The 15051-nt window shown below is 43.4% G+C and carries 14 protein-coding genes; all 14 read right to left on the bottom strand.

The window, feature by feature from the left end:
- Positions 1–6: 6 nt before the first annotated feature.
- The 14 genes from mreD to OCV56_RS01685 all read right to left on the bottom strand — a co-directional run bounded on the left by mreD (position 7) and on the right by OCV56_RS01685 (position 15049).
- A complete protein-coding gene (mreD, locus tag OCV56_RS01750; RefSeq protein ID WP_004735926.1) occupies positions 7–495 on the bottom strand; it encodes a rod shape-determining protein MreD in 489 nt (162 codons plus the stop codon).
- Positions 485–1372, bottom strand: a complete 888-nt coding sequence (gene mreC, locus OCV56_RS01745; protein ID WP_004735927.1) for a rod shape-determining protein MreC — start codon at positions 1370–1372, stop codon at positions 485–487. The genes mreD and mreC overlap by 11 nt, the downstream gene beginning before the upstream one ends.
- Before the next feature lie 94 nt (positions 1373–1466).
- The gene (locus OCV56_RS01740) at positions 1467–2510 is read right to left on the bottom strand and encodes a rod shape-determining protein (protein ID WP_017062957.1); all 1044 of its coding nucleotides are present in this window, start codon (positions 2508–2510) and stop codon (positions 1467–1469) included.
- Positions 2511–2660: 150 nt separating this feature from the next.
- Positions 2661–7100, bottom strand: coding sequence for a DUF6701 domain-containing protein (locus OCV56_RS01735; RefSeq protein WP_086713469.1), 4440 nt, complete (start codon positions 7098–7100; stop codon positions 2661–2663).
- A gap of 2 nt (positions 7101–7102) precedes the next feature.
- Positions 7103–7546, bottom strand: coding sequence for a hypothetical protein (locus tag OCV56_RS01730; protein WP_050651977.1), 444 nt, complete (start codon positions 7544–7546; stop codon positions 7103–7105).
- The gene (locus tag OCV56_RS01725) at positions 7536–8279 is read right to left on the bottom strand and encodes a PilW family protein (RefSeq protein ID WP_086713470.1); all 744 of its coding nucleotides are present in this window, start codon (positions 8277–8279) and stop codon (positions 7536–7538) included. Before OCV56_RS01725 ends, OCV56_RS01730 begins: the two co-directional genes overlap by 11 nt.
- Positions 8279–8665, bottom strand: coding sequence for a type IV pilus modification PilV family protein (locus tag OCV56_RS01720; protein WP_086713471.1), 387 nt, complete (start codon positions 8663–8665; stop codon positions 8279–8281). The genes OCV56_RS01725 and OCV56_RS01720 overlap by 1 nt, the downstream gene beginning before the upstream one ends.
- A gap of 2 nt (positions 8666–8667) precedes the next feature.
- On the bottom strand, positions 8668–9174 hold the full coding sequence (locus OCV56_RS01715; protein WP_086713472.1) for a prepilin-type N-terminal cleavage/methylation domain-containing protein: 507 nt from the start codon (positions 9172–9174) through the stop codon (positions 8668–8670).
- Positions 9175–9318: 144 nt separating this feature from the next.
- Positions 9319–9771, bottom strand: coding sequence for a type II secretion system protein (locus tag OCV56_RS01710; RefSeq protein WP_086713473.1), 453 nt, complete (start codon positions 9769–9771; stop codon positions 9319–9321).
- Between the two features lie 35 nt (positions 9772–9806).
- Positions 9807–10382, bottom strand: a complete 576-nt coding sequence (locus tag OCV56_RS01705; protein WP_086713474.1) for a prepilin-type N-terminal cleavage/methylation domain-containing protein — start codon at positions 10380–10382, stop codon at positions 9807–9809.
- Positions 10383–10461: 79 nt separating this feature from the next.
- Positions 10462–10917: an MSHA biogenesis protein MshF gene (locus tag OCV56_RS01700; protein WP_086713475.1), complete on the bottom strand. Its 456-nt coding sequence runs from the start codon at positions 10915–10917 to the stop codon at positions 10462–10464.
- 3 nt (positions 10918–10920) lie between these two features.
- A complete protein-coding gene (locus tag OCV56_RS01695) occupies positions 10921–12144 on the bottom strand; it encodes a type II secretion system F family protein (RefSeq protein ID WP_086713476.1) in 1224 nt (407 codons plus the stop codon).
- Between the two features lie 12 nt (positions 12145–12156).
- A complete protein-coding gene (locus tag OCV56_RS01690; protein ID WP_086713477.1) occupies positions 12157–13881 on the bottom strand; it encodes a GspE/PulE family protein in 1725 nt (574 codons plus the stop codon).
- The gene (locus OCV56_RS01685; RefSeq protein WP_086713478.1) at positions 13871–15049 is read right to left on the bottom strand and encodes a tetratricopeptide repeat protein; all 1179 of its coding nucleotides are present in this window, start codon (positions 15047–15049) and stop codon (positions 13871–13873) included. Before OCV56_RS01685 ends, OCV56_RS01690 begins: the two co-directional genes overlap by 11 nt.
- Positions 15050–15051: the final 2 nt, after the last annotated feature.

The raw sequence follows: 15051 nt of genomic DNA, 5'->3' as shown, positions 1-15051 counted from the left end.
GCCACACTACCTCACATGCCAATGGCGACGCACGCGTCTCATTAATAAAAACATCCAAGGCCAAAGTATACAGTTTATCAATGCGCTCCATAGCGATAACGGATTGAAAACGACATCTTGGATCAAATATTCACCAAAGAAGATCAAGACCTCAAACAACACCGTTAACGCAGCAATGATCATCGCTTGCTGCCATAACGCCATGTTACGAATGACGAGGAAGTTCATGGCAATAATGTACATCACTATTGCCATCATCATGCCTCGAATGCCTAGAGTGGAGCCAATCAAAAGGTCCCACAATAGGCCTAGAATCAAAGCGCTACCCACGTTAACACGATGCGGTAAAGCTAAAACCCAGTAACACGTAACCAGCAGTAACCAAGAGGGTCTAAATAGATCTAAGCTACCAGGCCAAGGGATCGTTTGCAGAATAAGGGCTACTAAAAATGAGCAGCCAATGACTACCTTGCTTCTTAAAACGCTATTGGCCATCTTCGCCCTCTAACAATGCTTGTTCTATGCTGGATTGATCCGCTTGCATCTGTTTATTTTCATCAGGCCATACCAACAGCAAGTATCTGAGCTTATCGAACTCAACCACAGGCTCCGCTTTGATAACCGCAAACTCACGTTTCGGGTCATAATCTACGGCGGTAACATAGGCGACTGGATAACCTTCTGGATATACCCCACCGAGCCCAGATGTCACCAATAGATCTTCTTCTTGTATATCAGTACTGGTTGGAATGTGCTCTAGCTGAATCTCGTCAATCATGCCATTGCCCGAAGCGATCACTCGAATATCATTACGAATAACTTGCACGGGAATTGCATTGTTCGCATCAGTAAGTAGCAATACACGACTATTATGAGCAGCAACGAAAGTGACTTGGCCGACGATGCCTTTTTCGTTGATCACCGGCTGACCTTCATACACCCCATCAATCTGACCTTTATCGATCACGACTTGATGACGATATGGTGAAGTGTCTACCGCCATAACTTCTGTGACGACTTTCTTCTCATCACGGATAAACGGAGATCCTAACAGCTTACGAAGGCGCTTATTTTCTTCTTGATATTGCTCAAGCAGAATCAGCTCGCTCTTCAGTCGCAAGACTTCTCGTTTAATATTATGGTTTGATTCGATCAGCCCTTTACGAGTGCTAAAACGGTCGTATACACCATCGAACATAGTGCGAGGCAAGTTGGCTGCATATTGAATAGGCGCAACCATGCTGTTTAATAGATAGCGGACATTTGAGAAAGCATCTAAACGACTATCAGCCAGCATAAGGCTGGCTGATAAAATTACAGCAAAAAACAGGCGCAATTGTAGAGAGGGACCTCTACCAAAAATTGGCTTCATTCTATATTTGGTCCTAGAGCTACATTTGATCCTATAGACAAGGTCCTAGGCTCTTTACATAAAACTAGATAAGAAAAGAGCCTAACACTAGATATTATTCTTCGCTGAACAGATCGCCGCCGTGCATGTCGATCATCTCTAGGGCTTTACCGCCACCTAGAGCAACACACGTTAGTGGCTCTTCTGCAACAACAACAGGGATACCTGTTTCTTCGGTTAGCAGACGATCAAGGTCTTTAAGCAGTGCACCACCACCTGTTAGCACCATACCATTTTCTGAGATATCAGAAGCAAGTTCTGGTGGACACTGTTCAAGTGCAACCATCACTGCAGATACGATGCCTGATAGAGGCTCTTGAAGTGCTTCAAGGATTTCGTTTGAGTTCAGGCTAAAGCTACGAGGCACACCTTCAGCAAGGTTACGACCACGTACTTCGATCTCTTCCACTTCATCGCCAGGGTACGCTGAACCGATTTCGTGTTTGATCTTCTCTGCTGTCGCTTCACCGATCAAGCTGCCGTAGTTACGACGAACGTAGTTGATGATCGCTTCATCAAAACGGTCACCACCGATACGAACAGAAGACGAGTAAACCACACCATTCAGTGAGATAACTGCAACTTCAGTAGTACCACCACCGATATCAACAACCATTGAACCTGTTGGTTCAGATACACGTAGGCCAGCACCAATCGCAGCAGCCATTGGCTCATCGATTAGGTAAACCTCACGAGCACCAGCACCTAGCGCTGATTCACGGATAGCACGACGCTCAACCTGCGTTGAACCGCAAGGTACACAAACCAAAACGCGAGGGCTTGGTTTAAGCACACTGTTGTCATGTACTTGTTTGATGAAGTGCTGAAGCATTTTTTCCGTTACGTAAAAGTCGGCAATTACACCGTCTTTCATTGGACGGATCGCTGAGATGTTACCAGGCGTACGACCAAGCATTTGCTTAGCAGCGTGGCCAACAGCAGCGACACTCTTTGCAGAACCCGCACGATCTTGGCGAATAGCTACAACTGAAGGCTCATCAAGAACAATGCCTTGGCCTTTTACATAAATAAGGGTATTGGCTGTACCTAAATCAATCGATAGGTCGTTTGAAAACATGCCACGAAGTTTTTTAAACATATTCTTCGCTCATCCTGCAAGAATTAGAAGACAAAAATTGCACTAAATGTACCAATGCCTTGCTGTCACGGCAAGGCATTGAAGTATAAACATGGACTGAAACCCGCAATTTCTTACAGATTCCTAACTTAAGGGGCAAAAATTATATTATTACTGACCTGTTAAGCCACTTTCCCCTCGGTAGATCACACGATCGTTACCGCGGTAGATGCCAAATGTGACAACGGTGGAGGGATCTTGCTCTCCGTTAACATCCAACACTTTATCGCTATCCCAATCGTATCTAAGCCATGGCGTATCATCCATACTTTGCCACAACTGCACTTGCTCACGGATACTTACATCATCGCCTTGAGAAGCCGTCAGGTTACGAGACTCTCCACCAGAGATTTGGCCGCCATTAGCGAGTGTTACTGTCGTGGTGACACCGCCATCTTCTGACCAAATAACATCGCTAGCGCTCGTAGAAGCAGCAACATTTGTTGTGCTATCAACGTCATTTACAACAAAACGGCTACCATTCCAGTATTCAGTTCTTAATGGAATGGTAATAGTCGTACCTGAGTTGCCACCTACATCATCTAGTTCTATCCGACCAAAGCGGATATCGGGTTCTTTTAAGAACTGGTCACCATCATTCCAAAACTCAACTGGATCAACGTTATCTTCAACAGCTAGCCTAATGTCTGTAGTATCTCCAGAGGTTCCTTCATTAAGATTATATGGCCCATCTTCATACCCTATTTCAGTATCATCCTTAGTTAAACAGAAACTACTGCTTCCTCCACACTCCCCTGACAGATTAACTGAAAAGCGACCAATGCTCTGATTAGATCCACTCCAAGCCCCATCGCCAAAGCTTGGTGAAATTAGGCGCGTTGATAGCTCACTCTCATATAACGAAAAACTCGTTTTTAATTTTGGAGTAAAATATTGATAATTGTGCACAGGTTGAGGCTCTTCAACTCCACCATTAATCGATACTTCTTTGGATAAAGCTTCAACGTCAAAGCTCACTTGTTCAAAGTTTTGGTTCATATAATTGAATATTTGGATACCAGCATAGTTCCAATTTTGGTCGATAATTTGGAAATATTTAGGATAAAAACGGCCAATAGCCTTACTGCCAGATAAACCACCAAGGATATCGCCATAGAAACTACCAGTTTCCGTTGCTATGAAGTTAAAGCTACCTACTTCTGAATACTTTAGATTCTCGAATTTATAACCTTTGTTGGCTGCAATAATGCTATTAGCGTTTTTTGCAAGCTCACTATCCGGTTTGAGCCCCCCCAGAACCGAACCATCATCAGCAGGTGTGTCCAAGGTATGTGTAATGGCAACACTAGCATCGGATTTCATATAGTTTTCTGTCACTAAACTGTCGTTACAAGTATTTGCATCGCTCGTGTAACGAATTGGCTTTGCGTATACATCGAACTCTTCTCCAGCTGCAGTAAAGCCACTTCCAGTGCTACTCGTACCTCCAGAGTCGATATCAGTACATATAGCGAACGCCCAGGGTCTCGATTTCACCAAAAAACTACCAGACAACGAATCTATATCATCCTCAGGGCACCCCGCAATTTCGCTACAATCAAACGAGCTATCAATCAAGGTCACCCTAAACAGCCCTGACTCATCAATTGAGAAAGCTTCTGTCGCATCAGTACTTTCGCCGGAATCAAATGTAGGATTATAAGTAAGTAGCTCACTATCACTTAGGCCATTACTTGGTTGTTCAATTGCTAAACTAACACTTGGAGTACCTGAATATTCGATAGAAGTGCTAGAGTTTGCAGAATTACAAGAAAGCACTCTCGCAGAGACATCCGTTGTAGCCCCGGCGATTACTTCTTGTTCTGAGATATCAAACTTATAAGGCACAAAAGAAACCTTAGAGTTCCCAGAATACTCTTCTCCATTCCATTTGCCACTAACGTCATAACCAGACTTATTTAGCTGATTTGAGGACAAATAAAGTGTTCTTTTTCCTTCAATTAGCGATGCTGTTAGAGAAGATCCATAGTTACTACATTGCGAAAGACTACCCGTATCTTTGTCATACACTTCACACCAACGGGCGTTGGCATGGGGCATTGCTTTTGCGACAAAGTCGCCAGTTTCACTCGTTACAGTAGTATCACTATCTTTTTCTTTCACTCGAAATTCAACAGCGGCAGCTTCACAGATCAGAACATGTGATTGAATAGGAGTAACAACTAACTCACCTTGAGGAATTGGAGGCAATGGACAACTATAGTCTGGTTTATTGAGCGTTACATTAGTGTGATGGAAATCAGCCTTGCGAGCAGTAACCGCTCCTTCAATAGTGCCTTGATTAAAAATCAAATGGTCAGCGAGAATAAATCCTCTAAAAATGGAAGGCTCATGGAAAGTAATTGTACCGTTAGGTGCGTATAAAACAGGGTATGAGTGCTCCTGAGATATCTGAGCTCGAGTTAAGGTCATCGACAGTCTAATATTGACTTGAGTTCCTGGATCAAACACATATTGAGTACTTCCAGACTGATGGTGGAATGTACCAAATGTAACTGTACTTAACTTAGGGAATACAAACTCAAGATTATCACCCGATGAAATCTGCACATTTTCAATATACAAGTTGTCTCTAAGCTTAACTCTAACAATGGTATCGTTAGGCCACTCTTTGATTATCGTTAAGCTAGCCAGATCTTTCTCGATGACTACTTCGATATTTTTCCCACTTTCGGAATATGAGCATAATTTGGGGGTAGCGCCATCTCGACAACTATTCTTAATACCATCTATAGTCGCGATTCTTAGCGTATGCGATGTATTTCTCTGTGGAACCGGTAAAATATTAGCCTGTGCCACTTTTCGTAAGTCTAAATATCCATCTCCATTGCCAACGTCGCAAGCATAGTCACCATTGCAAACTTTCGATGTATAGAGTGGGTATGCGGTACTTGTATGATCAAAACCTAATAATAAATACTCATCCACAGAAGGTGACCATATACTTTCGTCATAGCGCTGATAGCCTTCAGAGACCTTATTTACATATCGTTCAATGTAATCATCTGACCAGCCATTTATGTTGATGGGGTTCCCCAAATAAAGCTCACTATTCACACCTGACCAACTTTGAATCGGTTCAGGAAATAAGTTACAAACATTAGTCGGTAGCTCTGTTTCTGGGATTTCAAAAGCAAAATAACCGATAGACTCTGCTCTGCCGTGCTTACGGTCACCAAGAGACTCTACATCTTCGTCAAACGCGAAAGTAAAAGTTGGCTTCCTACCATCCTCAAATTGCTTACAGTAACGAAGCCATCCACCATGACTGCCTACTCGACTTTGCTTATTCACAATTACACCGAATTTAGAAAAACTCTGATGTAAGTTCACTTTATTATTTTCGCACGACCAACCAATAGATTTTGTTTTGGGTAATTCGTTTGATTGGGCATAGTCCCTAGAACCTTGGTAAAACTCTATATTTGACTGCAAGTCTTCATCTTTACCATGAAACTCAGGGACAACTAGATAAGCTATATCTTTAAAGCCAGAACTGAGAGGCCCTTGACGACCACGTTCAAGAGACAAATCAAAGCCTGTTGAATTGACATTTTGGATTGCCGTCGTCGCCCACTTAGAGTCTTTTCCTTGGACTTGAGCCATGATAACTGGTGCGGTGATGCTTCCCAGCTGATAGTCAATATCCTCCCAATCATCAGCCCTATCACATCCACTCGTACACTGAGCTAGGTCTGTTGTTTTGACACCAGCCTCGCCATAAACGGCATGACCACTAGAGTCATAGAATTTTAATTTCCCAGGCTCGGTAACAAAATAGTAGATAGGTGACATTCGGTCGGATTTTGAAGTGCCCGGCATCGACTCGCTCTCAATAGTCGCTCCTTTCTTAGAGTTCCAAATCGTTGCAACACTCGCCTTTGTCGGAACACTATCAACGATATTGTCAGGATCAATAGTCGACATTAAGAATACAATTGGATTCTCGTATTGTTTTTGGAATAATAAATTACAACCATTAGTGCAATCCATACCTTCAATAGACCCAAACTCATAAGATACATCTTCTAACTCAGGAATCGGGTCGGGTTCTTCTTCTCCATCGGCACACTCAACGACAACAGTATCTCCCGAAACTTGTAAAGTACCATTCCCCCCATCAATCCAAATTAGAGATGACTGTTTTTGTATATACCCCGCACCGGTATCAAGCTTGTAAATTAAGCGTCCATACTTACCATTATTAGATATAGGTTTGTAAACTAGCAGGACTCTTTCTCCAGGGTTCACACTCTCATCTGTTATCTTGGCAACACTACTAGCTACACTCGACCATAAAACAACATCTGGTTTATTTGACTCAAGTACTACTGTAACTGTCTTTGGGTTTGGCACAACAAAAGCAACAGAAAAGCCATCTTGCCTTTTGAGGTTGCTACACTGTTGAGGTGAAAAGTCATCAGCCCTAGAAACGAAGGAAATCACGGACAGCAAGATCGCAACCACAGTAAACTTTAAAAATTGGGTTGTATTTCTAATAATTCTGAAAAGAACGTTCCCAAATACCATAATCACTCCCTCACCCAAACTTGTTGATTGCGTTGAGCCCGATTAACCCCTGTTCCGCAAATTACTGAAGATTCCAAAACATAAAAATTCATATCATTTAATCTACCACGACTCTCACACTCTAAGCGGTGTAGCTCGCAAGAGACTGTCGCACTTTCAACTAAACTCTCAGCAAAATTACTAATATCGACAGGCATTGGTGTTGCGCACAAAGCTGACACAGCAGAAGACGCGGCAGGGTCAGGATCTGGATAGAACTGAGTCATCACATACTCGTTAACTGAATGACTCAACAGCCATGCCTGAGTACCCATCACTGAACGAGTATTAGTGTCGTGAGTTGACCAACTGGTGCGCGTTAAACTTGTCGCGAGAAACCCAACAATAACGATGACAAAGATAACTATGATAAGTGCGCTACCACGCTGTTGATAATTACGGGACATTGAGCACCTGCACTTCTTGTTCAAAGGTCGTGGTTTCACCATTAACATTAAATGTAAGGGTTAGATCGACAATTCCGTTTTGCTGCACTGTAGCGGGAAGATATTGAAGAGAGCTTTGATCAATATCTAATTTATCACTAATGATAACAGGCGCTCCACCATTAGCTCTTGTTAAAAATTTATCACCAGAAAGGCAGTATTCAACGGGGTTATCATCATCAAAAATATAATGCCTATTACTCACAGAGCCTCCCACCAACTCGCTAGCTTGGCCAGCTAAAGTGAACGCAGCTCCCGACACACCAGCGCCAGTAGCTTGGCTGATATTAGTTAATGGGAATACATTATCGATATTACTAATTTCTTCGTAAGAGCGCGTTGGGTTGATGACCATTGATAAACTTTGTAGTGATTGAACATCGCTATGTGAATCGCTTACTAAAAAATTGACATCTGCCCCAGAAACAACATAGAAGCCTGAATCTACAATCGGATAGAAAGATACACAACCGCTGGATACTGCTGAAGGGAATAAATTAGGCACAGCATGTCTCATCTCGCGCGATATTTTTTCAATAACAAAATTGGCTTCAGTTTGTAAACGATAGCGCTCTACCGTACCAAAATAACCTTTTACCCCCACTTCGGTAAAATTAGCTAAACCAAGTAGCAAAATACTAGATACGATAATAGCTAAAATAAGTTCGATCAGTGTAAAGCCTTTCACTCGCATCAATAGTTCCCCTTAAAAGCATTAAAGGTCACTGTTGGTTGCGAACTCGCTGTAACATCGACAATAACAGATTTCAGACTGCTACTTGCACCTGATACTGGTTCTATAGAGACCTCTATTTGAAAATTGGTGTAAGTGGAAGCGTCTTTAATTAAGTTGCTTAGATCCGTTTCACCATCAAACGTATCAATATCCGTATAGCTTTGAGCAAGCAATCTAGACATCACACTACCGCCTAACGCTGAGGCTCTGTTGTAGTAATTGGCATCACTGGATTGAGCAGACTGCGGTGCCAAAAATGAGGACAGTGTAAGCGCCGCAAATCCCAGTAAGATGATTACAATCACTGACTCAATTAAAGTGAACCCTTTGCCGCGGGTAGTCATTCTTAACAACCTCCTATCTCAGCTGAAACGAACCCTTGCTCATTAATACATACCCACACACGGTTACTAGGGTTTCCTTGTTCACTGATTGAGATACCTACTCCGGAGGAAGCAGTGGACAAAGGATTACCAACGAGATCAAATTCAAGAATATTATCAATGAGGCTTGGCTGGAATTGGAATAGGTATCCGTCACCCGTCACACGATCGCTTCTTGGATCTGTGTTTTCTTCTGAGGAACACGCATTAGGAGAGCCTAAGCAGCTGCTGCTTGCGAAAAGGCGAAAATTGTCTTGGTCTAGACTTGAGGACGAATCAATATTTGATTGCATGCGATTAACTTGAACTTGCCTCACAACTGAGATCGCTTGATCTTGCAAAGCGAATAGTTCAAAGCTACTCCGACCGGACATACGTGACACAGCCGTAATAGATACGATAGCGATGATAATGATAACGATGATTAGCTCTACCAGAGTAAAGCCTTTGGATATTGGACTACTATCCATAATGAGCCTCTAACTGCCTAGCGAATACTGATTATACAAGATTACGAATATCGTGATCTTATCTATATGAATAGTTTTAATATTTGTGAGCTTTGGATAGAAAAAAGGCCAGCGGGAGCTGGCCTTTTAAATGATTTAAAATAATTACTCACAAGCTACCAAGTCAATTGAAGGTTCATCTCCCTCAGACTGGGCTTGTTGATAAGTAACATGACAAGTAGTAGCGTCATTTGCAAAACCGTAGGCGACTGTACCAGCAGGTTGACCTGTTACTTCTGTCCAATCATCTGTCAAGCCAGATACGATTGCGGTTAATGCTGCAGATGTACCTTCAGGGTAACCCCAAACCACATTGATAGTACTTTGACCAACTGAAATTGCATTAGGACCCGCAGTTCCTTCTTCTCCAGCAATAGCCGCCTTACCATAAGTAATGCCCGAAGCTCCAGCCATTGCTCCCTTAAGGCCCTCTGCTGAAGCTCGTTTCGCATCATCTTGTAGGTTTAGGAAACGTGGTGCCGCAGTTACAGCAAGAATACCTAGAATAACAATTACAACCACTAGTTCGATTAGGGTGAAACCGCCTTGTCTTTTCATAGTTAAGCTCTCTCTATGTTTAATTTTACGCAGACTTACTGCAAAGTTACGGTCACACGACCAGTTTTAATTTCGTAAACAAATTGGTGTTCAGTATTACCTTCTAATTGAATGTAAGTACACGTTGCATCACCTGAATTTGCTTGCGCTGAATATTTGTAATTTGAGTCACTAGCAACATCTGAAACCGCACCGACTTTAGGTGGATTTTGCAGCAAGTTTTCCATCAACTCGGAACAGGTTTGATCTGAAATATCTTGTGGCGCTGTACTTGAGTCGTTATTCAGAGTCCAAGGGTAACCATCACGAAAATCAGTCTCAATATTGTTACTGTTCTTTGATCTTGTTAACCAAAAATCAACACCATCATAGTTTACAGTATTGTATGTTTCAACACCTATCTTCTCTGAAGGCCTTGCTTCTGCTTCCCATTGCGCTCTCGCCGACAAAACTGCCGTCGCAAAGCCACCAGCCACACCTTCAATACTTGATTTCTTGGCTTCATCCGTCACATCTAAGAAACGAGGTAAAGCAGCTACCGCCAATAAACCAACGACCACGATCACTATGACTAATTCGACAAGGGAGAAACCCTTTTGATTCTTAAGCATTTTCTACCTACTCATCTAATTATTAACGCGCATTATACATTTGCGCTCGTATAAAACCACAAAAAAACTGTCAATATTTTCACAAAGCCAAAATATTGGCTTTCACACTAAATCGCTCTTTTTCGAGCAATATATCTATTTGATACTTATCACTATAATGATAAGCACAATGAAACTGTTTGTTATTGCTTTTATCTTCAACACTTGGAGAACTTAGCCCTAAAATGCTCCCTTGGGGATATAATTGATCCAGCCAATAGTTACAGTTTCGCTCCGAACCTTGGATAGGCATTACCCACCCGGTTCTGCTGTAGCTATTTAGGGGGTCCGTGCCTCCTTCTAGCCCAACACCCGATAACAAATACTGCTGTTTGAACAAATTGGCTTGCTCTAAAATCCGTTTGCTCGCGACAATAAATGCCGTGTTAGTCGCTTCCTCTTCTACCGTTTTGAATGCCGAAAGCACTCCGATAATAAGAAAAAGAATAACCACAGTCCAAATAACAAAACGTGAGCGTTGTAGGTTATTTAGCATTCCCTAGCCTTTGATTGCATCCAACATTCCCCACATCGGCAAGAAAATACCAAGAGCAAGAATCAACACCATTCCCGCAACGATGGTCAGCAAAATTGGTTCAATTCTGGCAGTTAAGGTTTTCAGATCGTAATCGACCTCGCGATCATAAAAATCAGCCACTTCAAGTAATAGCTCATCAATACGACCGGTCTCTTCACCGACTGAAATCATTTGTATCACGAGCGGTGTGAAAATTTCGCTGTTAATCGCGGTCGATGAGACCGTACTACCCGCTTCAATGGCCGACTTCATCGCTTGAACTCGCAACTCTAGAAAACGGTTATCTAAGGCTTCCGCCGATAAGGCTAACGATTGGTTAAGCGGTACACCGGCTTTTAGCATCAAAGCAAAAGTACGTGAAAAACGTGACAGTAGTGCTCGATTCACTACCCCGCCAATCACAGGCATCTTTAAGCGCAATCTATCCCACTTTTCCAAGCCTTTGTCTGTCTTAACCCAGGCTTTAAAAGCAAAAATAAGACCAAAGATCACGCCAAGCATTAAGCCCCAGTAATTAACAAAGAACTCCGACATGCCAATTAATATACGTGTAGGTAGCGGCAAATCGACGCCAAAGCGCGCAAACATACTAGAGAACTGAGGAATCACCTTGATGTTCAGAATGAACATCGCAATCAAAATAAAGCTGATCACAAATGTTGGGTATCGCATCGCGGTCTTGATTCGCTTGCGAGTCTCAACTTCCTGTTCGTAATATCCAGCTAATTGCAGCAGAGCCTGATCTAGACGACCGGTGTTTTCACCAACCCCAATCATCGAAACAAACAACGGACTGAATACCTTTGGGTGCATCTGCATTGATGCCGCTAGCCCACGACCATTGGTTAACTCTGCAACAACCTCTTCGAGCGCGGCCTTCAACTGCTTATTTTCGCAGTTTTGAGTCAGGCCTTTCATCGACCTCAGCAGTGGAACGCCCGCTTTAGTTAAGCTATATAACTGACGGCAGAACAGCACCAAGACCTCAAGTGGCACACTCGGTGAGAATAGAGCAGAAACATCCATATCCAATACGGAACCGCCACTTTTCCCAAGCTTAATCGAGGTTGGGATTATCCCCTTACTCATCAAACTTTCAGCAGCAAGGTCTTCGTTATTCGCGTCTAATTGCCCACTTACTTGGCTACCATCAGAACTACGACCTACATAACGATACGTTGGCATATCACTCTACCCCTACAGATAAATTGGGTCAGTGGCACCGGAAGCATCACCTTCACCAAGGTGCATTATCTCATCGAGACTCACAACACCTTGCAAAGCCAGTTCCATCGCAGAAGCCAGTAGCGGTTTGTAGTTTCCGGACTGTCTAGCCGTTTGAGCAAAACCAACCGCATCATTCGCTCTTAGTGCATCCATCATGTTTTGCTCTAGTTCCAACATTTCAAATACACCAATTCGCCCGCGGTAGCCGGTTAAATTACAGTTTTGGCAACCACGGCCTTTCATAAACGGTACACCCACTTGATTTGGGAAGCGGACGCTCAACCACTGCTTGCGAGGTTCATCCAACTCATCCTCAATCTTACAATCGGTACACACCTTACGAACTAATCGTTGTGCAACGACAGCTCGAACCGCACTCGCCACCAGATAGCCTGGAGCCCCCATATCCATCATACGTAACGCACTATCTACTGCATCATTGGTATGCAATGTACTTAATACTAAGTGACCGGTCAGAGCGGCTCTCAAACCAATCTCGACGGTTTCGTGGTCACGCATCTCACCAATAAGAATGATATCGGGATCCTGACGTAAGAAGGTTCTCAAAACAGTCGAGAAATCGAGGTTGATCTTAGGGTTTACCTGAACTTGGTTCACACGAGGAAGACGGTACTCTACTGGGTCTTCCGCAGTAATGATCTTTTTACCCGGCTCGTTTAGCTCACTTAACGCACCGTATAAGGTTGTTGTTTTACCTGAACCAGTTGGGCCAGTAACCAAGATCATGCCATGTGGACGGCGTAGTTGTTGGCGTAGACGAACCAACAAATCACCCGGTATTCCCGATTCTTCTAGTTTACGCAGTCCTGCTGATTGGTTAAGAAGACGCATAACCACGGATTCACCGTGCTGAACCGGCATGGTCGACATACGAATATCAACCGACTGCCCTTTAGCTCGGATATTAAAGCGACCATCTTGAGGAAGACGTTTCTCTGAGATATCGAGGTTTGCCATCAGCTTTAAGCGAAGTACAAGTGCAGAAGCAATATTGACTTCATTCAGCAGTGTTTCATGCAGCACACCATCAATACGCTGGCGAAGGCGCAAAACATTCGAGTCAGGTTCAATATGAATATCAGAAGCGCCAACTTGGATGGCATCTTCAAATAGCGAGTTAATTAGCTTTACTACTGTAACTTCGTCACTGTCTTCTTCAGCGATATCGAAATCAAACGCGTCATTAACTTGGTGTTCAGCGTGAAGCTGCTCAGCAAACGAGGCGATCTCTTTGGTTCTTCGGTAATAGCGATCGAAGCCATCAACCAATTGCCTCTCTTGAGCAACAACGAATTCAAGCGCGTAATCACCGAGCTGGCCAAGTAAAGACTCTTGTGCAAATAAGTCAGCAGGATCACTCATTGCGACACGCAAAGTGTCACCTTGGCGTCCAATAACTAATGCACGAAGACGACGCGCATGTACTTCCGGTAAAAGCTGTACCGCTTCGACATCGACAACAGCTCGGCTTAGATCAATAAGAGGAATCGCTAACTGCTGCGACAAGAAGCTCAACATCTGTTGCTCTGACAAGAAGCCAAGTTCAATCAGTGCATCACCCAGCTTACGACCGGTACTTTTCTGAGCAGCCAGTGCTTGCTCAACTTGAGCCTCAGTGATAATGCCCTCTTCGACAAGCAAATCACCAAGTCTTTTTCTTAATCTAATTTGCATCGCCGCTCTCCTCTAAAGCATTGAGTATTTTTAACCGGTCACGCACAAAGCTTTGTGATTGAGATGAGATACCTACCCTAGTTAACGCACCTTGGTATGACGCTTTAGCTGCTACGAAATCGAGCTGACGTTCTTGCTGGATCGCTAAGCCTAACCACCAGCGAGCATTATCTGAATCAATCTCAACCAACTTTTGGTAACTTTCCAATGCCACTTCTTCTTGCTGAGACTTTTGACTCAATGCTGCACGCATAGCTAGATAATCTTGCGTAGGGTTCGGCGGTAAATGTATTAATGGACTTAAAGCCGCTTCTGCTTGGTTTGCTTTAACCAAAAGCTTAGATAGGCCCAAGCGTAGCTTTTCGCTGTTAATATTAAGCTTAATTCCTGACTGAAACAGCTCGTACGCTTTACGAGTATCACCTTTACCAAAGTAGAGAATCGCAAGTTTCTGACGGACATCTTCATTTCGCGGCGTATAACGTAGAGCTTCAGTGTAGCCTTTCAGAGCACCAGTAAGATCATTCGCATCCAGCGCTTTCTGAGCTCTACCTTGTGCATTCACAGATAACTGTTCAGGGGTTAGCTCAACCTGTTCGATCATCATTCCGCTACTTTCTGAACCACCAGAAACTACTGATTCATTATTAGAAGTAGGGGCTGGTTCTATTTTTGCTAAGCTAGCAACGTAAATCGGCTGGGGTATTTCAGTCTTAGTCGTTTTGGGAGCGCTTAGGGGCTTAGCTGGTGTTGGCTGTTTTGTCGCTTTTGGGACAGACGCTGCAACCGAGCCAGATACAATAGGCTTAGATACAACAGGCTTAGCTTGAGTGCTTTTTACAATCGCTGTGTTTTCTGTTGAAACGTTCGCAGAGTCTAGCATCACCAATTTCTTAGTTGGCGATGAGATTGGTTGAGCAGCTTCCTGAACGCCATTTGAATCATCAACGACAGAAACTTGCACCTGTAAATCTCGAGTTGATATTGATTGCTCAACAACAGGGCCTTGCGATATCGCCCAGCCTCCCATAGCTAAACTCAAAGTAAAACCTGCAACGACCCAAACCAATGGAGAACGTGTTTTTACTTTAGGCACGACTGCTGCTTCAATCGAAGTCGCGGATTTTTTCTTTGCCAATTCAGACAAGGCGTTGTTAATGACGCTCATAA

The organism is Vibrio gigantis (genome assembly GCF_024347515.1).
Lineage (GTDB): Bacteria > Pseudomonadota > Gammaproteobacteria > Enterobacterales > Vibrionaceae > Vibrio > Vibrio gigantis.
The sequence above is the reverse complement of the archived record's forward strand: the minus strand, read 5'-3'. Positions and strand labels throughout refer to the sequence as shown.